The 22,567-nt window shown below is 72.3% G+C and carries 22 protein-coding genes; 6 read left to right on the top strand and 16 right to left on the bottom strand.

Annotation, left to right across the window (positions count from 1 at the left end):
• Window positions 1-65: 65 nt before the first annotated feature.
• The 6 genes from yicI to AOM07_RS09455 form a co-directional block, all read right to left on the bottom strand.
• The gene (gene yicI, locus AOM07_RS09480; RefSeq protein ID WP_062313166.1) at window positions 66-2,336 is read right to left on the bottom strand and encodes an alpha-xylosidase; all 2,271 of its coding nucleotides are present in this window, start codon (window positions 2,334-2,336) and stop codon (window positions 66-68) included.
• Window positions 2,333-3,226, bottom strand: a complete 894-nt coding sequence (locus AOM07_RS09475; protein WP_062313164.1) for a carbohydrate ABC transporter permease — start codon at window positions 3,224-3,226, stop codon at window positions 2,333-2,335. The genes yicI and AOM07_RS09475 overlap by 4 nt, the downstream gene beginning before the upstream one ends.
• A gap of 1 nt (window position 3,227) precedes the next feature.
• Entirely contained in the window at window positions 3,228-4,193 is a 966-nt protein-coding gene (locus AOM07_RS09470) for a carbohydrate ABC transporter permease (protein ID WP_062313162.1), read from the bottom strand.
• Window positions 4,194-4,259: 66 nt separating this feature from the next.
• The gene (locus AOM07_RS09465) at window positions 4,260-5,585 is read right to left on the bottom strand and encodes an ABC transporter substrate-binding protein (RefSeq protein ID WP_062313160.1); all 1,326 of its coding nucleotides are present in this window, start codon (window positions 5,583-5,585) and stop codon (window positions 4,260-4,262) included.
• 121 nt (window positions 5,586-5,706) lie between these two features.
• Window positions 5,707-6,726: a LacI family DNA-binding transcriptional regulator gene (locus AOM07_RS09460; protein WP_062313158.1), complete on the bottom strand. Its 1,020-nt coding sequence runs from the start codon at window positions 6,724-6,726 to the stop codon at window positions 5,707-5,709.
• A 307-nt stretch (window positions 6,727-7,033) separates the two neighbouring features.
• Window positions 7,034-7,447 carry a rhodanese-like domain-containing protein gene (locus AOM07_RS09455; protein ID WP_062313155.1) on the bottom strand — a complete coding sequence of 138 codons (414 nt, stop codon included), beginning with the start codon at window positions 7,445-7,447 and terminating at the stop codon, window positions 7,034-7,036.
• Between the two features lie 105 nt (window positions 7,448-7,552).
• Between AOM07_RS09455 and AOM07_RS09450 the strand changes: the two genes are divergently transcribed.
• Complete coding sequence (locus tag AOM07_RS09450; protein WP_228374424.1) at window positions 7,553-7,831, top strand: ArsR/SmtB family transcription factor; 279 nt, start codon at window positions 7,553-7,555, stop codon at window positions 7,829-7,831.
• A complete protein-coding gene (locus AOM07_RS09445; protein WP_062313450.1) occupies window positions 7,831-8,217 on the top strand; it encodes a VOC family protein in 387 nt (128 codons plus the stop codon). The genes AOM07_RS09450 and AOM07_RS09445 overlap by 1 nt, the downstream gene beginning before the upstream one ends.
• Before the next feature lie 4 nt (window positions 8,218-8,221).
• Here the strand turns inward: AOM07_RS09445 and AOM07_RS09440 are convergent, their stop codons facing one another.
• Both AOM07_RS09440 and AOM07_RS09435 read right to left on the bottom strand, forming a co-directional pair.
• Window positions 8,222-8,953 carry an ABC transporter permease family protein gene (locus AOM07_RS09440; RefSeq protein ID WP_062313153.1) on the bottom strand — a complete coding sequence of 244 codons (732 nt, stop codon included), beginning with the start codon at window positions 8,951-8,953 and terminating at the stop codon, window positions 8,222-8,224.
• Between the two features lie 20 nt (window positions 8,954-8,973).
• The gene (locus tag AOM07_RS09435) at window positions 8,974-9,477 is read right to left on the bottom strand and encodes a phosphoribosyltransferase (RefSeq protein WP_062313151.1); all 504 of its coding nucleotides are present in this window, start codon (window positions 9,475-9,477) and stop codon (window positions 8,974-8,976) included.
• A gap of 74 nt (window positions 9,478-9,551) precedes the next feature.
• On the opposite strand from AOM07_RS09435, the gene AOM07_RS09430 reads away from it, so the two are divergent.
• Complete coding sequence (locus AOM07_RS09430) at window positions 9,552-10,823, top strand: hypothetical protein (RefSeq protein ID WP_062313149.1); 1,272 nt, start codon at window positions 9,552-9,554, stop codon at window positions 10,821-10,823.
• Window positions 10,824-10,934: 111 nt separating this feature from the next.
• Here the strand turns inward: AOM07_RS09430 and AOM07_RS09425 are convergent, their stop codons facing one another.
• Both AOM07_RS09425 and AOM07_RS09420 read right to left on the bottom strand, forming a co-directional pair.
• Window positions 10,935-11,192, bottom strand: coding sequence for a type II toxin-antitoxin system RelE family toxin (locus tag AOM07_RS09425; protein WP_062313147.1), 258 nt, complete (start codon window positions 11,190-11,192; stop codon window positions 10,935-10,937).
• Window positions 11,189-11,440 (bottom strand): type II toxin-antitoxin system Phd/YefM family antitoxin, encoded by a 252-nt coding sequence (locus AOM07_RS09420; protein WP_062313145.1) that lies wholly within the window; start codon window positions 11,438-11,440, stop codon window positions 11,189-11,191. The genes AOM07_RS09425 and AOM07_RS09420 overlap by 4 nt, the downstream gene beginning before the upstream one ends.
• 110 nt (window positions 11,441-11,550) lie before the next feature.
• Between AOM07_RS09420 and AOM07_RS09415 the strand changes: the two genes are divergently transcribed.
• The 3 genes from AOM07_RS09415 (at window position 11,551) to AOM07_RS09405 (ending at window position 15,020) form a co-directional block, all read left to right on the top strand.
• Window positions 11,551-12,093 (top strand): hypothetical protein, encoded by a 543-nt coding sequence (locus tag AOM07_RS09415; protein WP_062313143.1) that lies wholly within the window; start codon window positions 11,551-11,553, stop codon window positions 12,091-12,093.
• A gap of 163 nt (window positions 12,094-12,256) precedes the next feature.
• Window positions 12,257-14,563, top strand: coding sequence for a phosphoribosylformylglycinamidine synthase subunit PurL (purL, locus tag AOM07_RS09410; protein ID WP_062313141.1), 2,307 nt, complete (start codon window positions 12,257-12,259; stop codon window positions 14,561-14,563).
• Window positions 14,564-14,645: 82 nt separating this feature from the next.
• Window positions 14,646-15,020: a sterol carrier family protein gene (locus AOM07_RS09405; protein ID WP_062313139.1), complete on the top strand. Its 375-nt coding sequence runs from the start codon at window positions 14,646-14,648 to the stop codon at window positions 15,018-15,020.
• Here AOM07_RS09405 and AOM07_RS09400 read toward each other — a convergent pair.
• From AOM07_RS09400 to AOM07_RS09375, 6 genes are all read right to left on the bottom strand, one after another.
• Window positions 15,017-17,101, bottom strand: a complete 2,085-nt coding sequence (locus AOM07_RS09400; RefSeq protein WP_062313137.1) for an FtsX-like permease family protein — start codon at window positions 17,099-17,101, stop codon at window positions 15,017-15,019. The genes AOM07_RS09405 and AOM07_RS09400 overlap by 4 nt on opposite strands.
• Window positions 17,098-18,939 (bottom strand): ABC transporter permease family protein, encoded by a 1,842-nt coding sequence (locus AOM07_RS09395; RefSeq protein ID WP_062313135.1) that lies wholly within the window; start codon window positions 18,937-18,939, stop codon window positions 17,098-17,100. Before AOM07_RS09395 ends, AOM07_RS09400 begins: the two co-directional genes overlap by 4 nt.
• On the bottom strand, window positions 18,936-19,688 hold the full coding sequence (locus AOM07_RS09390) for an ABC transporter ATP-binding protein (protein ID WP_062313133.1): 753 nt from the start codon (window positions 19,686-19,688) through the stop codon (window positions 18,936-18,938). Before AOM07_RS09390 ends, AOM07_RS09395 begins: the two co-directional genes overlap by 4 nt.
• A gap of 80 nt (window positions 19,689-19,768) precedes the next feature.
• A complete protein-coding gene (locus AOM07_RS09385; protein ID WP_062313131.1) occupies window positions 19,769-20,965 on the bottom strand; it encodes a serpin family protein in 1,197 nt (398 codons plus the stop codon).
• Between the two features lie 94 nt (window positions 20,966-21,059).
• The gene (locus AOM07_RS09380; RefSeq protein ID WP_062313128.1) at window positions 21,060-21,713 is read right to left on the bottom strand and encodes a response regulator; all 654 of its coding nucleotides are present in this window, start codon (window positions 21,711-21,713) and stop codon (window positions 21,060-21,062) included.
• A complete protein-coding gene (locus tag AOM07_RS09375) occupies window positions 21,710-22,498 on the bottom strand; it encodes a sensor histidine kinase (RefSeq protein WP_062313126.1) in 789 nt (262 codons plus the stop codon). The genes AOM07_RS09380 and AOM07_RS09375 overlap by 4 nt, the downstream gene beginning before the upstream one ends.
• Window positions 22,499-22,567: the final 69 nt, after the last annotated feature.

Genomic DNA, 22,567 nt, shown 5'->3' with positions numbered 1-22,567 from the left:
GGTGAGGCGACGGGGAGGACGATGCGGCGGCCGGGAAGGAGTGGGGCCCGGCCGCCGCATCGTCCTCAGGCCTCGCGGACCGCGTAGGCGCGGCCGGAGGTGCCGGTGGCCGTGAGCGAGCCGTCGCGGGACACGACGGTGACGGTGTCGCTCGAGCCATCGGCGGCGTGGAGGGACACCTCACGGGAGTCGGGCCCTCCGGGGTAGACCACCAGCTCGACGTCGGCGAGGTAGTCGTAGTCGGGGCGGTCGTCGCGCGTGCCGCGCGCGAGCACGGTGCCGGGCCGCACGTATAGCGGCATCGAGTCGAAGCCGTGGGTCTCGCGCACCCACCGCCCGCCCTCGACCCGCGCGCCCGTGAGCAGCGACGTCCACGTGCCCTCGGGGAGGTAGAACGTCACCTCGCCCGACGCGGACATCACGGGCGCCGCGAGCAGCGAGTCGCCCAGCATGTACTGCCGGTCGAGGTGCTGGGTCGCTGGGTCGCCGGGGAACTCGAGGAACATCGGCCGCATCATCGGGACGCCGGTCTCGGTCGTGCGGACCGATGCGGCGTAGAGGTACGGCATGAGCGACAGCTTGAGCTTGGTGAACAGCCGGGCGACGTCGACGGCCTCGTCGTCGAACGCCCACGGCACCCGGTACGAGCCGCTGCCGTGGAGGCGCGAGTGCGTCGACATCAGGCCGAAGGCCAGCCAGCGCTTGAAGACGCCCGCGTCGGGGGTGCCCTCGAAGCCGCCGATGTCGTGGCTCCAGTAGCCGAAGCCCGAGCTCATGAGCGACAGCCCGCCGCGCAGCGTCTCCGCCATCGACACGTACGACGAGGTGTTGTCGCCGCCCCAGTGGACCGGCATCGTCTGCCCGCCCGCGGTCGCGGAGCGCGCGAACAGCACGGCCCCGCCCTCGCCCTTCTCCTCGACCAGCGCCTCCCACACGGCCTCGTTGTAGAGCTGCGTGTAGAGGTTGTGCATGGTCTCGGGCCGCGAGCCGTCGTGCCACACGACGTCGGTGGGGATCCGCTCGCCGAAGTCGGTCTTGATCGCGTCGACGCCCTGGCGCACCAGGGTGCGGATGAAGTCCTGGAACCAGGCGCGCGCCTCGGGTTTGGTGAAGTCCACCAGCCCCATGCCGGCCTGCCACTGGTCCCACTGCCAGACGGTGCCGTCGGCCCGCTTGACCAGGTAGCCCTTCTCCATGCCCTCGCGGAACATGCGGCCGCGCTGCGCGATGTACGGGTTGATCCACGCGGACACGTGGAGGTCCTTGTCCTCGTGCATGCGGCGGAGCATGCCGTCGGGGTCGGGGAACACGCGCTCGTCCCACACGCCGTCGGTCCAGTTGAACTCGCGCATCCAGAAGCAGTCGTAGTGGAAGACCGACAGCGGGATGTCGCGCTCGCGCATGCCGTCCACGAACGAGGTGACGGTCTCCTCGTCGTAGTCCGTCGTGAAGGACGTCGACAGCCACAGCCCGAACGACCAGTCCGGCACGCGCGGCGGCCGGCCCAGCAGCGCGGTGTACCGCTCGACGGCCTCGGCGGGCGTGGGGCCCGCGAAGACCAGGTACTCGAGCGACTCGCCCGCGGTGGAGAACTGCACGCGCTCGACCGCCTCGGAGCCCACCTCGAAGCTCACGTGCTCGGGGTGGTTGACCAGCACGCCGTAGCCCTTGGAGGAGAGGTAGAACGGCACCGACTTGTACGCCTGCTCGGAGCTGGTGCCGCCGTCGGCGTTCCAGATGTCGACGCTCTGGCCGTTCTTCACGAACGGTCCGAAGCGCTCGCCGAGCCCGTAGACGGTCTCGCCGACGTCGAGGTCGAGCTGCTCGTGGACGTAGGCACGATGCGGGGCGAGCCCGGTCGCGCTGTACCCCGTCGCGCCGGTGGGCTCCGCGGACACGGAGGCGTCCTGCGCGAGCGTCATGTACCCGACCGCGTGGTGCCCCGAGCCGGTGATCCGCTCGCCGTCCACCTCGAAGTCGAGGCTCCACGGCGCGCCCTTCGCGATACGGGCGGTGAGGCGGCCCGACGTCAGGGTGCCCCCCGCATCGTCTACCTGCGCGACGCCCGCGCCCTCGACGGCGCCCGGCATGCGGAAACCGGGGGAGCGGTGCGCGCCCTGGTGGTGGTCGATCCGCACCTTGACGACGCCCTCGAGCGGGGAGGTGAGGGTGACGGTGAGCATCGCGCGGTTGAGCACGTCGCCGCGCGAGCGGATGACCCGCGTGGGCGCGTGCACGGTGAGCGCGCCGTCCTCGGCCCACACGTCGTAGGCCTCCTCCGCGTACAGCGCGTCGACCCCGGGCCGGCGCTGCCAGAATCCGTCGGTGAACTTCACTTCACTGCTCCTGCCGTGATGCCGCGCGTGAGGGTGCGCTGGAAGATGAGGAAGAAGATGATCGTCGGGATGATGCTGATGAGCGTGCCCGCGATGAGGGTCGTGGTGTCCGTCTGACGCTCGCCGTTGAGCTGCTCGAGCAGCAGCGGCACCGTGAGCGAGTCCGACGTGTTGAGGAAGGCCAGCGGCAGCAGGAACTCGTTCCACGTCCAGATGAAGAAGAACACCATGAGGACGGACAGCGTCGGCCGGACGATGGGCACGATCACCGAGCGCAGGGTGCGCCAGCGGGTCGCGCCGTCCACCGAGGCCGCCTCGAGGATCTCCTTGGGGAACGTCCCGAGCAGCGACGACAGCAGGTAGGTGCCGAACGCGGACTGGATCACGACGAAGGTGAGGATGACGGACCAGGGGTTGGACAGCAGGCCCAGGTCGTCGTAGAGCCGGAACAGCGGGTCGAAGAGCATCTCCTGCGGGACGAGGTTCGCCATGAGGAAGACGAGCACGATCCACGTGCGGCCCCGGACGCGGCCGATGCCGATCGCGAACGAGTTGAGGACGGACACGACCACCGCGATGATCGCGACCATCGTCGAGATGAAGATCGAGTTCCACAGCGCTCGCGGGAAGTTCTGGGTCTCCCAGAACGTCGTGATGCCCTCGAAGCTGAGCGCCTGCGGCAGGTCGAGCGGGCCCGAGTTCGCGTAGTCCTGCGGGGACTTGAACGCGTTGAGGAGCAGCAGGAGCATCGGGAAGACGATCGCCAGCGCACCGAGGATCGCGAGGATGAGCATCACCCACTCGGCGGGGGTGCGCGGGCGGGCCTTGTTGCGGCGGTCCTTGCCGGAGGACTGCGGCGCGGGGGCGGGGGCCTGGGCCACGGCGGTCATGTCAGGCGTCCTTTCGCTCGGCGCGGTTCTGCACGCGGATGAAGATGATCGCGACCACGACGACGAGGATCGTGATGGCGGAGGCGATGGTCGCGGCGTAGCCCTTGTCGGTGCCGCGGATGAACTCCTGGTACGCGTAGAAGGACGGCACGTACGTCGACTTCGACGGCCCGCCGCCGGTGAGGATGAACACCGGGGCGAACACCTTGAGCGCGGCGATCGTGGTGGTGAGGGCGACCACGAAGACCTCGGGCTGGATCATCGGCAGCGTGATGGCGCGGAAGCGCTGGAACCAGTTGGCGCCGTCGAGCTCCGCGGCCTCGTACAGCTGCGGGTCGACGCGCTGGAGCGCGGCCATGAAGATCACGACGGGGTAGCCGATCTGGATCCAGATCATCAGCACCATGACGGAGGCCATCGCCGTCGAGTACTGGCCGCCGAGCCAGTTGATCTCGACCTCGCTGCCCGTGAGGGTGGTGAGGAACTGGTTGAGGACGCCGTCGGAGTTGGGCTTGAGGATCCAGCTGAACATCACACCGGCGACGGCGATCGGCAGGATCTGCGGAAGGTAGTAGGTCGCGCGCAGGAAGCTCGACAGGCGGGCGCCGAAGCGGCGGCCGACCACGTCGAAGAGCAGCGCGGCGACGATGAGGCCCAGCAGGGTGGGCACGATCACCATGGCGATGATCACCAGGATGATGTTCTTGAACGACTGGAGGAACTCCTGGTCGCCGAACAGCGCGATCCAGTTGTCGAGACCCGCGAACGACTCCTCGGCGCGGCCGCCGCGCCAGTGGAAGAAGCTCAGGCGCACGTTGCGCACGATCGGGTAGAAGATCACGAGGCCGACGAGCAGGGCGCCGGGGATGAGGTACAGCCAGTAGCCGAGCTTGCCGCCGCCGCGCTGGGGGATGCGGGCGGCCTCGTCGGCGCGGCGGGTGCGCGTGCGCTGGGGGGTCGAGGTCATGAGGGATCCGTCTCCGGTGGGGTCCGGGCCGCGCGGGCCCGGACCCCACCTTGCCGAGGGTGGTGACTAGCGGAGATCCGCCACGTAGCTCTCGTAGTAGTCCATGAGCTGGGTGTTGGCCTCGTCGGCGGAGACGTCGCCGTTGACGATGCCCTGCATCACGGAGTTGAGGTCGCCGTAGAAGGTCGGCGTCGGCCAGTCGGGGTAGAACGACAGGCCGTCGCGGTCGTTGACCTCGTTGAAGAGCTCGATGAGCGCCTGCGCGTCGGCGTCGGTGATGTCGGCGGTGTCCGCCGCGACCGGCAGGCCGCCGGACTCGCCGAGCAGCGCCTGCACCTCGGGACGCATGGTGACGTCGATGAAGATCTCCGCCAGCTCGGGCTGCTTCGACTCGACCGGGACCACCCAGATGTTGCCGCCGGAGCCCGGGGTGAGGGTGGTGCCGGGCCAGTTGGTGATGCCCATCTCGAAGTCGGTGATGTCCGACAGCATGCGGCCGTACCACCACGAGCCCGAGTAGAACATCGGGGCCTCGCCGTTGATGAACTGCAGGCCGGCGTCCTCGGCGGTCATGCCCGAGGCGTCGCCGCTGATGTACCCGGCGCCCACCCAGTCCTCGAGGGTGCTCGAGGCGTAGGTGACCTCGGGTCCGGTCCAGTCGACCTCCTCGGTGTACAGCTGGTACGCGTCGACCCACGAGCGGTCGGCCTGCGACAGCGCGAGCTGGTACCAGAGCTGGCCCATCGGGTACTCCTGCGCCGAGGTGGTGAGGGGCGTGACGCCCTCCGCCTCGAAGGCCTCCATCGCGGCCTCGAGGCTCGCCTCGTCGGTCGGGACGTCGATGCCGTACTCGTCGAACATGTCCTGGTTGTAGTAGAGGAAGACGAACTCGCCGTAGTTCGGGACGCCGTACCAGCTGCCCGAGCCCATGACGCCGTTCTCGTCGTACTTCGCGATGGTGTCGATGCCGGCGCTGAGCTTGTCGGCCCAGCCGTAGGTCTCGTACGCGTCGTCGAGAGGCAGGATCACGCCGGTGGCGGCGAGCTGGCCCGCGGTGCCGTTGCCCTTGTTGTACTCGGACACGTCGGGCGCGTCGGAGGAGTCGAAGAGCTGCTGCGCGGAGGCGTTGAGGTCCTCGAACGCGGTGGTCTGGAGGTCGACGGTCGCGCCGGTCTCCTCCTCGAAGATCTCGATGGCCTTGTTCCAGGCGATGCCCATCGCGGACTCGTCGCCCTCGTAGTGCATGACGGTGAGGGTCTCGCCGCTGTAGTCGCCGTCGCCCGCACCGGCGGACGAGCCGCCGGTGCCGCCGTCGTCGGAGGACGAGCATGCGCTCAGGCTCAGGGCGCCGGCCGCGAGCACGGCGGTCGCTGCTGTGATGCGGTACTTCATTGTCCGATTCCTGCTTCCTTGTCGTGGCCCGTCGGGCCGGTGGTGCGTCGTGTCGGCGATCTTTCGAAGCGCTTCGACGATGCGCGTGTGCGGGGTGCGTCCGGGGAGGTCGGGGCGCCCCTCAGGGGGAGCCCGGCGTCGCTCGCGCGATCACCGAGCCACGGTCGATGTACGTGGGCGGGAGGAGGACGATGCGGGGCGTGTGCTCCCCACCGTCGATCGCCTGGACCAGGAGGTCCACGGCGGCGGAGCACGATGCGTGGGCATCGAGCGGCATGGTGTCGAACGGCACGGCGAACCGCGCCGTCGTGAAGCTGACGCCGGCCGCGATGACCGAGACGTCGCGGGGGGCCTCGAGGCCGCGGGTCGCGAGGATCGCGGACAGCGACGAGGCCACGTCGGCGGTGGTGTTGAGGACGATCGCGTCGAGGCCGGGGAGCTGCTCGAGCAGGCGGCGCACGCTGCCGTCGGCGGTGTGGCCGTTGGGGTGGGTGACCGCGTGGCGCACGCCGCGGGCCTCGCACTGGTCGAGGAACGCGCGCAGGAAGCGGAGGGGGAAGTTGGAGCCGCGGGTCAGCGTCTCCTGGCGGTGCGAGATCAGGCCGATCTGCGTGTGGCCCGCGTCGACCAGGCGGTCGACCGCCTGGCGCGCCGCCGCCTCGAAGTCGAGGTCGACGCACACGAGGCCCTCGGTGTCGGCGGGCACTCCGACGAACACCGTGGGGCAGGCGAGCTTGCGCGCGAGCGGGACCCGCGCATCGTCCACGTCCACGTCGAGGACCACGATGCCGTCCGCGAGCTGCGTCGCGGCCGAGCGGCGCATGCCCTCGAAGGCGTCGTCGTGGACCAGGAGGAGGGTGTCGTAGTTGTGCTCACGGGCGACGCGGGTGGTCTGCATGGCGAAGGCCATGTGCGCGGCGTCGTCGGTGTCGGGGTGGACCGGCTCGCTCACGGCGATGATGTGGGAGCGGTGCGCGGCCAGCATGCGGGCGCTCGCGTGGGGGAGGTAGCCGAGCTCGTCGGCGGCCGCGAGGACCCGCTCACGGGTCTGCGCGGTGATCGAGCGCTTGCCGGACAGCGCGTACGAGACGGTGCTGATCGACACCCCCGCGGCCTGCGCCACGTCAGCGATCGTCGCCATCTCGACTCCGTCGTCTCGATCGGCCGGGACTCCCTCCCGGCGGGGCTGCGGGGCCTGCTCCCCACGGTCGAAGCGCTTCGACGCGCCGCGATGCCACGACGGTATGTTGCTCGCCGCAACAAAGCAAGCCGGGTTACCGAATCGTGACACTTCCGGGGTCGCGGGTCCGCACTCCCGCCAACTTTGAGGATTCTGGGTGAGAAGCGCGCGGAATCCACCCGGAATCCCCGAAGCTGTCCGTCGACCGTTCGCCGGCTGGCCGCGCGCCGACGCCCCGGCGCGCGTCAGCGACAGGCGCGGCGGTGCTTCAGCCCTGGTGCCAGGGGAGGCCGGCGCCCTTCCAGCCCTGCCAGCCGCGGTGGCCGTGCTCGTCGGTGGCGCCCTCGAAGCCCTCGAGGATGTTGTACGCGGGGCCGAGGCCGGCCGCGGTCGCCGCCTGCGCGGCGCCGATCGAGCGCTGGCCCGACCGGCAGAGGAAGACGATGGGCTGCCCCGGCTCCACGCCGGTCGCCTGGAGCTGCGCGAGGAAGTCCTCGTTGCGCGACATGGCGGGGTACGAGACCCACTCGATGAGCTCCGCCTTCTTGCCCAGGCTCGACGCGTCGGGCACCCCCACGTAGCGCCACTCGGCCTCGGTGCGGACGTCGACGAGCAGCGCGCCGGGCTCGTCCTCGAGCAGCTTCCAGGCCTCGTGCGGGGTCAGGTCTCCGGCGTAGCTCATCGTGATCCTCTCTGGTCGAGTTGGCACGAGTGTAAACGGCCGGGTCTCACGGAAAAGGCAAGCTGTCGCTTGCATGCAAGCGATCGCTTGCCTATCGTGGGGGACGTGGCCGACGTGTACGACGCCCTCGCCGCGCCCGCCCGGCGCGCGATCCTCGACGTGCTCGCCGACCGCGACGACCAGACCCTCTTCGAGATCGTCGCCCGCCTCGTCGCGGAGCACGACCTGGGCCTGACCCGGCAGGCCGTCTCGCAGCACCTCGCGGTGCTCGAGGATGCCGGCCTCGTGTCCGCGCGCCGCCGCGGACGCTCCAAGCTCCACACCCTCGACACCGGGCCGCTGCGCGAGATCGCGCGCCGCTGGCCGGACAAGGACTCCCCATGATCCGCATCCACCTCACCAGCGTCTTCGTCGACGACCAGGAGAAGGCGCTCGACTTCTACACGCGCGTGCTCGGCTTCGAGCCCCGCACCGACATCCCGCTGGGCGACGGCAACCGCTGGCTCACCGTCGGCGTGCCCGGGGACGATGCGGTGGAGCTGCTGCTCGAGCCGGCCGGCCACCCCGCGGTGGGCCCCTTCAGGGACGCCTTGGCCGCGGACGGCATCCCCGCGACGCAGTTCGCGGTCGACGACCTGCGTGCCGAGCACGAGCGCCTCGCCGCGCTGGGCGTCGAGTTCACCATGCCGCCCACCGACATGGGCCCCGTGTCCGTCGCGGTGCTCGACGACACGTGCGGCAACCTCATCCAGCTCGCGCAGATGCGCTGAGCAGCTACGCGTCCGGCAGCACCTGGTCCTCGAGGGAGGCCGGGATCCCGCCGTTCCACAGGAGGTGCGTGTCGGCGACGACGCCGGAGCCGTCCAGCGCGGGGCCGGAGCTGTCGAATCTCGCGAAGGAGTAGGTCCCCACGAGCGTGCGGGCGTCGGCCCACGCCACCCAGCCCTCGAGGTGGTCCGGCGCGAGCCCGACGAGCGTGAGCGTCGCGAAGGGCGGCGTCCGGCCGTGCGAGCCTGCCAGCGCGATGGCGTCGCCGAGCGCCCACCCGTGCGCCTCGGCCGTGGCGGCGCCGAGCACCACCTCGCCCGGACCCGGCTCGCGCCCCGCGACGAGCGCGCCGTCCGCGAGCGTGCCGTCGACGGCCTCGAGCATTGTCAGACCGCCGGCATCGTCCGCGAGCACGACGGGCACCGTCATCGAGACGTACGCGTCGGGGTCCGTCGCGCGCAGGTCGGCCACGATGGCCGCCCACGCGTCCTCGGTGACGGGCTCCGGGAACCCCTCGCCGATGTCCGGTGTCGGCTGAGGCGGCCCGGCGACCCACACCGGGAGCCACGCGCCGTGCTCGGCGTCGGGCCAGCCGTCCGCCCCGTTCCACGGCTGCGCAATGACGGCCCACAGCCCGGCGGCGACGGCAACAACCGCAGCCGCGGCGATCAGTCGATCTGTGCGGCCGCGCGCCGCGCGCACGCCGGCGACCACGGCATCGTCCCTGCTGTACCCCATGAGGGGCACAGTAGCGGCGCCTACCCCTCCTCGGGGTGCGGCTTGTTCGGCGTCACCGGCGGCAGCGCCGACCACGGGAACGTGATCCACAGGTCCGTGCGCTTCCACACGTAGTCGGGGTCGATGATCGAGTGCGGCTTCGCGTACAGCACCACGGTGCGGACCTCGCCCGCGTGCTGCTCCATGAGCGACTTCACGAGCGCGAGGGTCTCGCCGGTGTCCGCGACGTCGTCCGCCACGAGCACCTTCAGCCCCTTCATCGCGTCGGTGTCGAGCAGCGGCGGCAGCAGCACGGGCGCGGGAAGGCGCTCGTCGATGCCCGTGTAGAACTCGACGTTGAGCGTGCCGACGCCCTTGGTGCCGAGCGCGTACGAGATCGCGCCGCCCACGGGCAGGCCGCCACGCGCGACCGCGACCACCACGTCGGGCTCGTACCCGGAGTCGACCACCATCTGCGCGAGCTCGCGCGACGCCTCGCCGTAGCCCTGCCACGTGAGGATCTCGCGCTCGGGGGTCTCGGTCATCACGCCTCCACTCGGGTCCGGTGAGGCGAGATTACCGGCGCGACCGCCGCATCGTCCCCCCGTACCCTTGACCGATGGGCTTCTTCACCTCCGAGGGCGACGCGCGCCGCTTCTACGAGGCCGACGCGTGGTTCCAGGCGTGGCTCGCCGCGAGCCCCAAGAGCGCCGACTACCTCGCCGTCCAGCTGCGCAAGGCGACGGGCCACGACCTCCAGTTCACGCCCGCCGAGCTGCGCCCCACCATCGATTGGGTGACCCGCGACCTGCGCCGCGACCGGTCGGCCGTCAAGCCCGATTGGGCCTTCCGGTCGGACCTGGGCCGCGAGCTCACGATGCACGGAGCCGCCCTCATCGACGGCCTGCTCGTCTACCTCGGCGGCCTCGCCGACGACCACCAGCCCGTCACGTGGGGCCTCGACCGCCGCGAGGGCTCCCCGAGCTACCTCGACCCGGTGCTCGGCCCCGCTGGTCCGCCCATCGCGCTGCTTCCGCACGCCGTCGCCGCGATGGGCCACGGCCGCGCCGCGTGGGACTCGATCGAGGACGTGCTGCGCTGGTTCGGGACGCCCGGCAACCTCGCCTACGACGCCTTCGACACCCCCGGCGACGTGCGCGAGTCGTTCATCCCCAAGGGCGGCCTCTTCAAGAAGGCGGTGCGGCCGACCGAGCTGCCGTCGGTCCCGCCGTCGGAGGGCCTCGGCCCCGAGGGCGAGGGCGACCCCGGCCTCGTGGTGAACGATGCGGGACCGGGCCACGCGCCCGGCACGCCGTCCGACGCGACGCACCACGCGATCGTCATGCTCGCCGCCGGCGCGATCGACGAGCCCGCGCTGCTGCGCTTCCTCCGCGGCTGCGACGCCGCGCCCGGTATCGCCCGAGTCGCGTTCCGCAGCCACCACATCCTCGAGGTGTGGGCGCCGGGGCTCCTCACGGTCGAGGTGCTGTCCGAGCTGCGGCGGGCCGCCCGCGCCGAGCTCCCCGCGCGCCCGGACGATGCGTCGCTCACCGAGGACGACCGCCGCGGACTGCTCCTGCGGGCGCCGTTCCTCGAGCGGCTCGGCGCGCACGACGACCTCGCGGTGCGCACGATCGAGCTCGACGGCTTCGATGCGACCGTCACCGTGCAGACCCCGTGGCTCGACGACTACACGTACACCGTCGCGCTGCACCCGCGCGTGGTGGAGAGCCTCACCCAGGCGCGCATGCAGGCCGTCGCGGACGCACTCGGGCTGCTGCCGGGCGTGGACCGCGTGCTGTGGGAGGACGCCGAGGGCGTGCACGTCCACGCGCCGGGCCTGCCGGCCGAGGACCTCGCGGAGGCGGTCGCGGACGCGCTGTCCGTCTGACGCCTCGCTCGGCCCTACCTCAGAAGTGCTGCGGTGAGGTGAGCGACGGTTTGCGGATTTCGAGACTCCTGCGGGGATTCGAGGCTCCCGCGGGGAGCTGAGCGGCTTCGGTCAGCGCTCGTACACCTGGCGCCGGTGGCCGAGGGCAAGCACGAGGATGAGCAGGCGGCCGTCGTCGATCGAGTAGATCACCCGGTAGTCGCCGACGCGCACGCGGAAGTAGGCGCTCCCGACCAGCGGCCGTGACGCGGGCGGCCTCGGGTCGCGCGCAAGCAGCTCGATCGCCGCGTAGAGGCGCGCCTGGTCGCGCGGGTGGATGCGGCGCAGCGCCCTCGACGCCTGCGGGCGCATCTCGACCCGGTAGGTCATGACCAGCCGAGCTCGGTCTTGACCTGCTCCCACGGAACGTTGGGGCCGTCCTCGGCCAGGGCGGCGTCGGCGGCCGCGATGTCCTCGGCATCCTCGAGAGCCGCGATCATCCGCTCGTACATGTGGGGGCTGATGACGACCGCCTCGACGGCGCCCCGCCGTTCGAGGAAGATCGCCTGCTCCTGCGCGCGCTCGATCACGCTGCGCAGCTCCGCGCGAGCCTGGGACACCGGAACGATCTCGCTCATGCATCAACTGTACGTTTCGCGTCCGACAGCGTACAGAACCGGGTCTCATCGCGACGCGAAGGTGTGCGACATCCCTGGTGAACACGGCCTTGGAGGTGCACAATCCCTCCATGGGGGCAACCGGCGAGGTACGCGATGAGGCGCCGTTCAGGAAGGAGGCGCCCACCCGGCGCGCCGCGCTCGCGGGCATCGTCCTCGCCGGCCTCGCGCTGGCCGCCGTCGGCGTCGCCGCGGTGGGGGAGCGCCCGGCACGGGTGCCCACCTACGACGCATCGGCGTGGACCGGCGACGCCGTGGAGGTCGCCGACGACGCGCAGGTGGCCGCGCACGGCCTCTTCACCGCGTGCCCGACGGCGACGCTCGGCGACGGCGCGACCGCCGGACTGCTGCTCGTGGACGGGTGGAGCGCGGCCATCCCGGGGGTCGGGGTGGGCGGCGGCGGAGCCGTCGCGTACCTGCGCGGCCCCGACGGGCTGGCGTTGCCCGACGCCGTCGACCTCGGTGGCGACCCGATCATGGGCCGCGTGCTCGACGCCGCGGACCCGGCCGACCGGGCGCTCGCGGACTCCTGGACCGCGGCGTGCGGCGAGCTCGAAGCCGTCGTCCTCGTGGAACCCGGCTCGACCGTGCGCTTCCCGAGGCTGATGAACTGACCCGCCCCCCCGGACAGCCCGCACGGAACCGGGGCCGACACGCCGTCCCGGGCCGCCGCATCGTCCCGTCGCGCCGGCGTGTCGCGGCGCGATCCGTGCGGAGTGTCGCGAGCGGAGGCCGCCGGTAGGATTACCGGGTAATCGCCGGCTCTCAGAGGACGACATGACCGACGCGCTCCAGCCCACCGCAGCCCAGCTCGACACCGTCTCGTACGCGTCGAAGACCCCGGACCAGGAGCAGCCCTGGGGCGAGCTCGGTCTCAAGCACGACGAGTATCAGCGCATCCGCGACCTGCTCGACCGCCGTCCCACCAACGCGGAGCTCGCCATGTACTCCGTCATGTGGTCGGAGCACTGCTCGTACAAGTCCTCCAAGGTGCACCTGCGCCAGTTCGGCGACAAGACCACGCCGGAGATGAAGGAGCGGCTGATGGTCGGCATCGGCGAGAACGCCGGCGTCGTCGACATCGGCGACGGCTGGGCCGTCACCTTCAAGGTCGAGTCGCACAACCACCCGTCCTTCGTCGAGCCGTACCAGGGCGCCGCGACCGGTGTCGGCGGCATCGTCCGCGACATCCTCGCGATGGGCGCCCGCCCGGTCGCCGCGATGGACGAGCTCCGCTTCGGCGCGATCGACCACCCCGACACCGCCCGCGTCGTGCACGGCGTGGTCTCCGGCGTCGGCGGCTACGGCAACTCGCTCGGCCTGCCCAACATCGGCGGCGGCGCGCGCTTCGACTCGTGCTACCAGGGCAACCCGCTCGTCAACGCGCTGTGCGTCGGCGCGATGAAGCACGAGGACATCCACCTCGCCTCCGCCGAGGGCGTCGGCAACAAGGTCGTGCTCTTCGGCGCCCGCACCGGCGGCGACGGCATCGGCGGCGCCTCGATCCTCGCGTCCGAGACGTTCGAGGACGGCGTGCCTGCCAAGCGGCCCTCGGTCCAGGTGGGCGACCCCTTCATGGAGAAGGTGCTCATCGAGTGCTGCCTCGAGCTGTTCGCGGCGGACGTGGTCCAGGGCATCCAGGACCTCGGCGCGGCCGGCATCTCCTGCGCCACGTCGGAGCTCGCGAGCAACGGCTCCGGCGGCATGCACGTGTGGCTCGACGACGTCCTCCTGCGCGACCCCACCCTCAACGCCGGCGAGATCCTCATGTCGGAGTCGCAGGAGCGCATGATGGCGGTCGTCACGCCGGAGAAGCTCGACCAGTTCCTCGAGATCACCGGCAAGTGGGACATCGAGTCCGCCGTGGTCGGCGAGGTCAACGACTCGGGTCGCCTCACCATCGACCACCACGGCCAGCGCATCGTCGACGTCGACCCCCGCACGGTCGCGCACGACGGTCCCGTCTACAACCGCCCGTTCCACCGCCCCGCGTGGATGGACGGGCTCCAGGCCGACCACTTCTCCATTCCGCTGCCCAAGGACGCCGCCGAGATGAAGCGCGCGTTCATGGGCCTCCTCGGCAGCCCGAACATGTCGTCGCGCGAGTGGATCACGAACCAGTACGACCGCTACGTCCAGGGCAACACCGCCGCGTCGCGCCCCGACACCGCCGGCGTCATCCGCATCGACGAGACCACCGGCCGCGGCGTCGCGATCGCCACCCGCTCGAACGACCGGTTCACCAAGCTCGACCCGTACGAGGGCGCCCGCCAGTCCGTCGCCGCCGCGTACCGCGGGGTCGCGATCACCGGCGCCGAGCCGACCGCCGTCACCGACGGCCTCAACTTCGGCTCGCCCGAGGACCCCGACTCGATGTGGCAGTTCGCCGAGGCCATCCGCGGTCTCGCGGACGCGTGCCAGGAGCTGGGCGTCCCCGTCACCGGCGGCAACGTCTCGCTCTACAACGGCACCGGCGAGCCCGGGAAGATCGACTCGTCGATCAACCCGACCGCGATCGTCGGCATCCTCGGCATCCTCGACGACGTCGCCCGTGCGACCCCGTCGGGCTGGCGCGAGGACGGCCAGCTGCTGTTCCTCGTGGGCTCGACCACGGCGGAGCTCGACGGCTCCGAGCTCGCCGCCACCGCGGGCCACCTCGGCGGCACCCCGCCGCAGCTCGACCTCGCGTGGGAGAAGGAGCTCGCCGAGATCCTCATCGCCTGCTCGCGCGACGGTCTCGTCGACGCGGCCCGCGACGTGTCCGAGGGCGGCCTCGCTGCCGCCGCGGCCTACGGCTCCCTGCGCTACGGCGTCGGCGCGCGCATCGTCCTCGACGAGGTGTGCGAGCGCGACGGTCTCACCCCGGCGGAGGCGTTCTTCTCCGAGTCGCAGGGTCGCGCGCTCCTCACGGTGCCGCGCACCGAGGAGCCCCGCCTCGTCGCCATGCTCGAGGCCCGCGGCGTGCCGTTCGCCCGCGTGGGCGTCACCGGCGGCGACGTGCTCGAGGTCCAGGGCCAGTTCGAGGTCCCGGTCGCCGAGCTCGCCGAGGCCTGGGAGGCCCCGCTTCCCACCCGCTTCGCCTGATCGATCCCTTCCCGGAGCAGGGACGATGCGAACGCCCGGCCTGGTGACAGGCCGGGCGTTCCGCGTATGCCACCCTGGACGCATGCCTCCCCGTCGCCGCATCCCCGTCGCCGCCGGCCGCGAGGCCGTCCGTCAGTGGACCGTGCTGAGCGACGTGGGAAACGTCGAGCCGGGCATGACCGCGATGGCGGTCCGCTTCAGCCTCGAGGAGCTCGCCGCGGTCGCGCCCGGCCGCTCGCTCGAGGTGCGCGTCCCGCCGTTCGGCGCGGTCCAGGCCGTCGAGGGCTCGGTGCACCGCCGCGGCACCCCGCCCGCCGTGGTCGAGATGGCGCCCGAGGTGTGGCTGGGCCTCGTCACCGGCCGCCTGCGGTGGGACGATGCGGTCGCCGCCGGGGACGTGGACGCGTCGGGGGAGCGGTCGGACCTGTCGGCGCTCCTGCCGCTCGCGCTCGGTTAGGCCGCTATCCGCTCTCGTGCGCCGACCCGCACGAGAGCGCCCGCCAGCGCCGCGGCCAGGGCGACCCACGCCAGACCGATGAATACGATGCCCGCCACCGGGACGACGGCGTGCGAGGCGTGCTCGAGCGCCCACACGGGCCCCACGCCGCCTGGCTGCCAGACGCTCGGGGCGACCTCGATCGCGGCGTCCGAGGCGTAGCCGAAGAATCCCGCGACCGCCGCGAACATGCCCATCGCGGCTCCGAGCGCGACGCCGAGCGCCAATGGAACGCCCAGCGTCGTCGCGTGGGCGAGCCTCGCCTCGCGATGGGTGAGGCCGAGCGCCGACTGCGCCGCCGCATCGTCCCGATGCGCGGCGGCGGTCGCCAGGTGGGTGGCCAGAGCGACAAGGGCGAGCGCCCCGCAGCCGAGGACCGCGATCATGGAGACGTTCGCCACGCCCATCGAGGAGCGCGCCGGATAGAGCAGCGCGTCCGGGAACCAGGCAGCGTACGCCACCACGGATGCCGCGCCCTCCACGCCGTGCAGTGCCCAGCCGTAGAGCGCGCCCCACGCCTGTGTCCCGGCGAGGGCGGCCGTGACGAGCGCGAGCACGACGGCCGGGGTGGAGGCCTGCCGTGGCCGCCCGGCGAGGGCGATACCCGCGGACATCGCCCACGGGCGCGACGACCGCTCGAGCCGGGACCCGGCCGCACGTGTCACGGCGCGCGTCCAGCGGACCAGGACCACGATCGAGAGGATCGCCGCGATCGGCACGGGCGCCACCGCCCAGGTGAAGCCCGTGAGGCCCGCGTCGGCCCACCCCTCGAGCTCGATCGCGCTCCACGCGACGGCGGCTGCCCACACGAGAGTGAGCGTGGTCGATCCCACGCGGGGCGACCGCTCGGCTGCCGTGACCGGAGCGATCGGCTTGAGAGCTGCCGCGGGGGAGACGCGGGTGGCGAGGCGCGCGGGGACGGCGCCGACGATCCCCGCCAGCACAAGTGCGAGTGCGAGCGCGCCGAGAGCCAGCCATGGCGGCAGCGGCGGGAGGCCCGGCACCAGTGCATCGGGACGCGTGGCGGTGAACCCGGTCCAGTCCAGCCAGGCCGCGGACCAACCCAGGGCGACGGCGGCGACGCCGGCGATCGCGCCCGTCGCGAGCGCCTCAAGGAGGGTTGCCCCGGCAATCGCGCGACGGCGTGCGCCCAGCGTGCGCGTGGTCGCGATCCACCGGGTGCGCTGCCCCGCCTGCGCGCGGCCGGCGGCGAACGCCATGCCGATCAGGCCGAGCGCGAGCACCGCGGCGGTGAGCCCGAGCACGACCGCGACCGTCATGCCGGGTGACCCGCCGACGCTCGGCGATCCGGGCCACCCGGGAACCGCCTCGAGAGCAGGGGTCGAGCGTGCCGCGGCAACCTCGACGTGATCGCTGCTCCCGAAGTCGAACGACTGCTCCCATTCGAGCAGCGCGAGCGGGAGATGCGCCGTGTAGCGGCCGTCGGAGGACGTGCGCATGAGGCCCGACACCGTGAGCGACGCGACCTGCATCCACGCGGGATCGTCGGCCAGCTCGTCCCTCCACACCGCGGAGACCGTGTCGCCGACCTCGATGCCGACGGCGCGAGCCCACGCGGCGTCGAGGACCACCTCGCCGCGGGACGGCGTGCGACCCTCGATGAGCAGCGCGTCCCAGGCGAGCGCGCCGCGGACCCCGGCGGGATCGGCGGCGAGCTGCGCGGCGGGGAAGCCCGCCGCTGCGAAGCGGGTAGCGCCGGGCGCGCGCAGGCCCAGGCCCGTCACCTCGTGGAGCGCGGCCGTCCGCGCACCGTCCGCATCGGCCTCGTCGAGCACCGTGTCGAGCTCGGCGCGGGTGATCGCGCTGCCCGAGTCCTCGTAGGTCGCGCCCAACTCGATGGACCGCGACCACTCGCCGTCGAGCCCGAAGACCCGTTCGGCGTACGCCTCGACGGCGAGCTGCTGCAGGGTGGTCGACGCCACGAACACCACGAGCGCCACCGTGGCCGCGATGAACGTCCCCGTCCACCCGAGATAGGCACGATGCGCCCGTGCCTGCTCCCGCATGAGCTGCCAGATCACGCCACGCCCTCCTTCTCGGCGCCGCGCAGTTGGTCCGCCGGACTCTGCGCCTCCGCCCTCACCCGCACCAGCGCGGCGAGCCCGGCGGCAAGGCCCACCGCGATCGTGATCAGCCCGAGCAGCGCACCCCACGGCGCCTGCGCGAGGTCGAACGCGATGTTCCAGAGGCGCACGGCCCACCCACCCGCGCCGTTCAGTGCCGACAGCGCGAGCCCGAGCATCGTGCCGGTGGCGAGCCCGAGCGTCGCCCCCACCGCCGTCACCAGTCCGGACTCGAGGGCCGCGGCGGCCCGCAGCGTGCTCGCCTGGGCGCCGAGCGCGACCAGCGTTGCATGCTCGCGCGCCCGCAGCCGTTGGCTGGCCGCGGCAAGCGCGACCACGATCGCGACCGCGCCGAGCAGGAAGGGGCCGGCCACCAGGGTGAGGCTCGACGCGTCCGCCCAGGGGTCGCCGTCGATGTAGCCGCGGTCCGGGTGGGTCACGGTCGCGTCGCCGACGTCGTGCGCGGCGAGGTCGCCGTAGACGAGCACCGCCGAGGTGGGCGCGGCTCCCAGCGTCTCCTCGGCCCAGTCGCGGTCGACGCCGGAGAACGGCGCGGAGACCGAGGGCCACTCGACCTCGACGCCGAGGTCGCCGACCGTGAGGGTCTCGTACCCGGTGCCGATCACGACATCCTCATCGAGGTACGTCGGCCGCAGCCCGCGCGGGTCGAGCCCGTCGAGTGCCTCTGCTTCCACCGCGAGCACGGTGCCGGTGCCGCGGTCGACGCCCACGGTGAGGAGCGCCGCCGGCACCACGACGAGGCCAGGATCCGCCTCGAGCTCCGCGATGATCGCCGGGTCGAGCGCGGGCGCCCAGCCCGGGGAGGGCTGACCGGCGACCGGGCGGTCGCCGTCGATCACGGCCACGGTCGCGACGATGGCATCGGGCGCGAGCTCGTCCGCGAGGGTGTTCCTTGCCGTGTTCGCGTTGAGCGCCAGGCTCGCGCCTGTCGACACCGCGACGACGAGGCCGATCGCGCCCAGCGCCGCGCCGCGCAGAGGCGTGCGCCGCATGAGCGAGTCGGACGCGAGCGACGTTGCACTCGCCGGAGTCGCACTCCGGTCGAGCAGCCGCGCGATCCCGCGGAGGATCGCGAGACCGAGCCGGGAGCCCCACCGGACCAGCAGCGCGGGGATCGCCAGGTAGTAGCCGAGCGTGCTCACGAGGAACAGCACCAGCGTCCACGGCATCGCGACGTCGCCCGGCCAACCCGTCGCGGACGTTGCGAGCGCGGCAATGGCGAGCCCGCCCGCCGCCGACGGCCACCACTCTCGTCGTGCGGATGGGCCAGACTTCCCGGACCGCCCCGCCGACGCATCGTCGCGCATCCCGCGGGTCGCCCACACGGCCGCGACAAGCCAGCCGCCGGCGGCGCCGAGCACGATCGCGAGCCAGAACCACGCGAGCGTGCCGAGCGCACCCCAGTAGGGGGTGCCCGGTCCGAAGCCCTGGCTCGCCTGGCGGACCACCGAGCCCGCGACGAGCGCCGCGCCGCCCCACGCGCCGCCGGCGGCGGCTCCCAGCCGCGCCTCGGCGCGCACGAGCGCACCTCGGGACTGCCCGAGCGCGCGCCGCGAGGCGAGCTCGGCGCGCCGGGTCACCAGGTGTGCCGCGCGGAGCGTGCCGGAGACGGTGGCAAGCACCATGGCGATGACCGGGACGCCGTAGGGGCCGAGCATCGTGAGCGTGGTGAGGCTGTAATAGTCCAGGCCCGAGTCGGGTACCCAGACCGGCTCGGTGGCCAGGCCCAGCGCGATGCCGGTGACGGCGACCGCGATCTCCGCCAGGCGCCTCATCGCTCGACCCCCGCCAACGCGTCGAGGCCCGCGAGCACCGCATCCGGGGTCGGATCCGTCACATGCCCGGCGACGTTGCCGTCGGCGAACAGCAGCACGCGGCCCGCGTAGGACGCCGCGGTCGGGTCGTGCGTCACCATCACCACCGACTGCCCCAGCTCGCGGCACGACTGCCGCAGGTGCGCGAGGATCTCCGCGCTCGCGTGGGTGTCGAGGTTGCCGGTGGGCTCGTCGGCCAGGACGATGCGCGGCCGGGTGATGAGCGCGCGCGCGATGGCGACGCGCTGCTGCTGGCCGCCCGACATCTCGTAGGGGCGGCGGTCCAGCTCGCGCCCGATGCCCAGCATCTCCACCAGGGCGGCGAGCCACGCGTCGTCCGCGGGCAGCGCGTTGAGCCGCAGCGGCAGCACGATGTTCTCCCGCGCCGTCATGGTCTGCAGCAGGTTGAAGCCCTGGAACACGAAGCCGACGATGCGCCCGCGCACCTTCGCGAGGTGCCGGTCCTTCATCGCGGTGATCTCGTCCTCACCCACCCACACCTGGCCGCCGTCGGGCCGGTCGAGCCCCGCGAGCAGGTGCACCAGGGTGGTCTTGCCCGATCCGGACGGCCCCATGACGGCCGTCAGCACCCCGGCTGGGATGTCGAGGTCCACGTGGTCGACCGCGGTCACCGCGGCGTCGCCCGCGCCGTAGGTCTTGGTCAGCCCCCGCGCTCTCAGCGCGAGCGGCAGGTCCCCCCTGGTATCCATGCCAGCGAAACTATCGGCGCACGCATGCCCCCCGCATCGTCCGCAGGCATGGACCTGCGGTGATACCCAGGTATGACGTGTCACTTACCGTCGGGATCCAGGTACTGGCCGACGAAGAGGATCGCGCCCGTGATCGTGTCCCGGATGACGTAGATGAAGGGCCGGTCCGCGATGATCTCCGCCATGTACTCCGGGGGCGCGCTCCCGGCCGCCCCTTCCACGACGGTGGCCGCCGCCGCCTCGGTGCCCTCCTCGTCGACGATGACCTTGGTGGCGTGGACGGCTGCGCCGACCTCGAGCTCGGGGCCGATGCCGTCGAGGCCGATGGTGTCGAACAGCCCCTCGATACCCATCCGCGTGCCGATGACGTCGTGCAGATCGACGCTCGCCTCGGTCTCGAACCGCGGCATCCTCACGTAGATGTAGCCGGACTCGCGCGCCGCGTCGAGCGAGGCGAGCGCCGCCGTGTCGAGTCCGTCACGGACTGCCTCGAACTGTTCCTCGTGGGGGACGATCAGCGTCATCTCGAGGTCGCCGACGTACGGCAGGATCGCGGCGTCGTACGTGTCCGTCAGGACGTGCTCGGCGTCGGCGCCGACGGCCATGAGCTCGGCGGACGTGGTGCCGTGGTCGAGGAGCGTGAACGGCTCGCGGTGGGTGCCGGCCTCCCAGAACGGCGTCCACCACTGCGCCTTGAGGTACACCGTGTTGACCAGGACGAACCGCGTGTACTCGTCGGGGATGCTCTCCGGGATCACCTTGGGGATCAGCCCCTGGGTGCGGTCCTTCACCCACCCGTCGATGGTCTTGCGCGAGCCGGCCGGGTCCTCCAGTAGCGGCAGGCTCTCTGCCTCCGCGCCGAGCCACGTCGCGACCGTGTGCACGTAGTCCGGGTCCGGCGTGAACGTCTCCTCGAACCACGCCGAGCTCGCGATCCGGACGATGGGCAGGTCGACCATGTCGCCGTCGACGTCCGGCGCGCCCTCACCCTTCTCGCTCGACACCGTCAGGTCGAGCGAGTTGAACGCGCTCAGCAGCGCCTCGCCCTCGGCGGGGTAGGCGAAGAGCTCGTCGAGGGCCGCATCCACGGGCCCGGACGCGCCCGCGTCGACCATCCCGAAAGCCAGCCCGATCGAGACGGGGGAGAGCGCGAGGTTCTTCTCCTCGGCGGCGGCGCGGAAGATGCTCAGCCCGGCCTCGTTGAGCGCGCCGGCGAGCGGCACGGCCGCCGAAGGCGTGGGCGTGGGGCGGTTGAACTCGGGCGCGGCGGGCGACATGCACCCAGCCAACAGCAGCCCTCCGACAGCGAGCCCGATCGCACCCCTCATGCTGATCAGACGCATCACGTGCCCCCCTTCGTTGGGTCCCTGCTCAGCCGAGCGGTCGGACCAGCCCCGCCTCGTGAGCCATCACGACCGCCTGCACGCGATCGCGGGCGCCCAGCTTCGCGAGCACGCGCCCCACGTGCGTCTTCACCGTGGGCTCCGCGAGGTGCAGCTCCGCGCAGATCTCCTGGTTGGACAGCCCTCGCGCCATGAGCAGCAGCACCTCGCGCTCGCGATCGGTGAGGCCGGCGAGCCGCGCATCGTCCACGGGATCCGGCATCGCCGCGACGCGCGCGAGCAGCCGCCGCGTCGACGAGGGCGCGATGACCGCATCGCCGGCGTGCACGGTGCGCACTGCCGCGAGCAGGTCCTCCGGCGGCGCGTCCTTGAGCAGGAAGCCGGAGGCGCCGGCCTTGATGGCCGCCACCACGTACTCGTCGAGGTCGAAGGTCGTGAGGACGATCACCTTCGTGGGGGACGATGCGGTGATCACCCCGCACGCCGCGATCCCGTCGGTGCCGGGCATGCGGACGTCGATGAGCGCGACGTCGGCGGGCGGCTCGAGCGCGATGAGGGTGGCGATCGCGTCCGCGCCGTCACCGGCCTCTGCCACGACGGTCATGTCCTCCTGCGAGTCGACCACCATGCGGAAGCCGGCGCGGATGAGCTGCTGGTCGTCGACCAGCGCGACCCTGATCATGCGTCCTCCAGCTGGTGCGAGGTGCGGGGGTTGAGCGGCAGGCGTGCGCGCACGACGAAGCCACCGCCCGCGCGCGGTCCTGCGGTGAGCGTGCCGCCGAAGATGGTCGCGCGCTCGGCCATGCCGGCGATGCCGAGGCCGGCGCCGTCGCCCCGGGCCGCGGCGCCGCGGCCGTCGTCGGACACGGTCACGGCGAGCGCATCGTCCTCCCACCGCAGCTGCACGAAGGCGGCCACGTGGGGCCCGGCGTGCTTGAGCACGTTGGTGAGCGCCTCCTGGACGATGCGGTACGCGGTGAGGCCGGCCCCGATGGGCAGCGGTCGCGGGGTCCCGGTGGTGACGTACGAGACCTCGAGCCCGCCTTCGCGTGTCTGAGCGACCAGCGCGGGGATGTCGGTGAGCGAGGGCTGCGGGCCGAGCGCGACGTCGCCGTCCCCGTCGCGCAGCACGCCGAGCAGCGCGCGCATCTCGGCGAGGGCGGACCGGCTCACGTCCGCGATCGTGTCGAGGCTGGTGAGCGCCGACGTGGGATCGGAGCGCCCGGCGAAGCGGCCGCCGTCGGCCTGCGCGACCACCACCGAGAGGGTGTGCGCGACCACGTCGTGCATCTCGCGCGCGATGCGGGCGCGCTCGTTGGACGCGGCCAGGGCGAGCGCCGCCTCGCCGTCCCGCTCGTGCTCGTCGGCCAGCACGCGCGCACGGCGTCGCTCGACCAGCAGCCGGACGCCCAGCAGCGCGGACAGCGCCGTCATCGCGAGCGACAGCGCTGCGAGCCCCCAGGTCATGGCGCACACTGTACGGCCTCGGCCGCCTGCCAGGGAGAGCGCTCTCATACGGGTGTCCGCGCCGTACCT

The sequence above is a fragment of the Demequina rhizosphaerae genome (genome assembly GCF_000971255.1).
In the GTDB taxonomy this organism is placed as follows: domain Bacteria; phylum Actinomycetota; class Actinomycetes; order Actinomycetales; family Demequinaceae; genus Demequina; species Demequina rhizosphaerae.
This window is presented reverse-complemented; position numbering and strand designations above follow the sequence as displayed.

Excerpts from the sequence above, each read along its gene's own strand:
- AOM07_RS09465 (WP_062313160.1), bottom strand. The coding sequence starts at position 5,585 with ATGAAGTACCGCATCACAGCAGCGACCGCCGTGCTCGCGGCCGGCGCC.
- AOM07_RS09435 (WP_062313151.1), bottom strand. The coding sequence starts at position 9,477 with ATGACCGAGACCCCCGAGCGCGAGATCCTCACGTGGCAGGGCTACGGC.
- AOM07_RS09375 (WP_062313126.1), bottom strand. The coding sequence starts at position 22,498 with ATGACCTGGGGGCTCGCAGCGCTGTCGCTCGCGATGACGGCGCTGTCC.
- AOM07_RS09420 (WP_062313145.1), bottom strand. The coding sequence starts at position 11,440 with ATGAGCGAGATCGTTCCGGTGTCCCAGGCTCGCGCGGAGCTGCGCAGC.
- AOM07_RS09430 (WP_062313149.1), top strand. The coding sequence starts at position 9,552 with ATGGGCTTCTTCACCTCCGAGGGCGACGCGCGCCGCTTCTACGAGGCC.
- AOM07_RS09455 (WP_062313155.1), bottom strand. The coding sequence starts at position 7,447 with ATGAGCTACGCCGGAGACCTGACCCCGCACGAGGCCTGGAAGCTGCTC.
- AOM07_RS09470 (WP_062313162.1), bottom strand. The coding sequence starts at position 4,193 with ATGACCTCGACCCCCCAGCGCACGCGCACCCGCCGCGCCGACGAGGCC.
- AOM07_RS09440 (WP_062313153.1), bottom strand. The coding sequence starts at position 8,953 with ATGGGGTACAGCAGGGACGATGCCGTGGTCGCCGGCGTGCGCGCGGCG.
- AOM07_RS09415 (WP_062313143.1), top strand. The coding sequence starts at position 11,551 with ATGGGGGCAACCGGCGAGGTACGCGATGAGGCGCCGTTCAGGAAGGAG.
- AOM07_RS09425 (WP_062313147.1), bottom strand. The coding sequence starts at position 11,192 with ATGACCTACCGGGTCGAGATGCGCCCGCAGGCGTCGAGGGCGCTGCGC.
- AOM07_RS09475 (WP_062313164.1), bottom strand. The coding sequence starts at position 3,226 with ATGACCGCCGTGGCCCAGGCCCCCGCCCCCGCGCCGCAGTCCTCCGGC.
- AOM07_RS09390 (WP_062313133.1), bottom strand. The coding sequence starts at position 19,688 with ATGGATACCAGGGGGGACCTGCCGCTCGCGCTGAGAGCGCGGGGGCTG.
- purL (WP_062313141.1), top strand. The coding sequence starts at position 12,257 with ATGACCGACGCGCTCCAGCCCACCGCAGCCCAGCTCGACACCGTCTCG.
- AOM07_RS09380 (WP_062313128.1), bottom strand. The coding sequence starts at position 21,713 with ATGATCAGGGTCGCGCTGGTCGACGACCAGCAGCTCATCCGCGCCGGC.
- AOM07_RS09385 (WP_062313131.1), bottom strand. The coding sequence starts at position 20,965 with ATGTCGCCCGCCGCGCCCGAGTTCAACCGCCCCACGCCCACGCCTTCG.
- AOM07_RS09395 (WP_062313135.1), bottom strand. The coding sequence starts at position 18,939 with ATGAGGCGCCTGGCGGAGATCGCGGTCGCCGTCACCGGCATCGCGCTG.
- AOM07_RS09405 (WP_062313139.1), top strand. The coding sequence starts at position 14,646 with ATGCCTCCCCGTCGCCGCATCCCCGTCGCCGCCGGCCGCGAGGCCGTC.
- AOM07_RS09460 (WP_062313158.1), bottom strand. The coding sequence starts at position 6,726 with ATGGCGACGATCGCTGACGTGGCGCAGGCCGCGGGGGTGTCGATCAGC.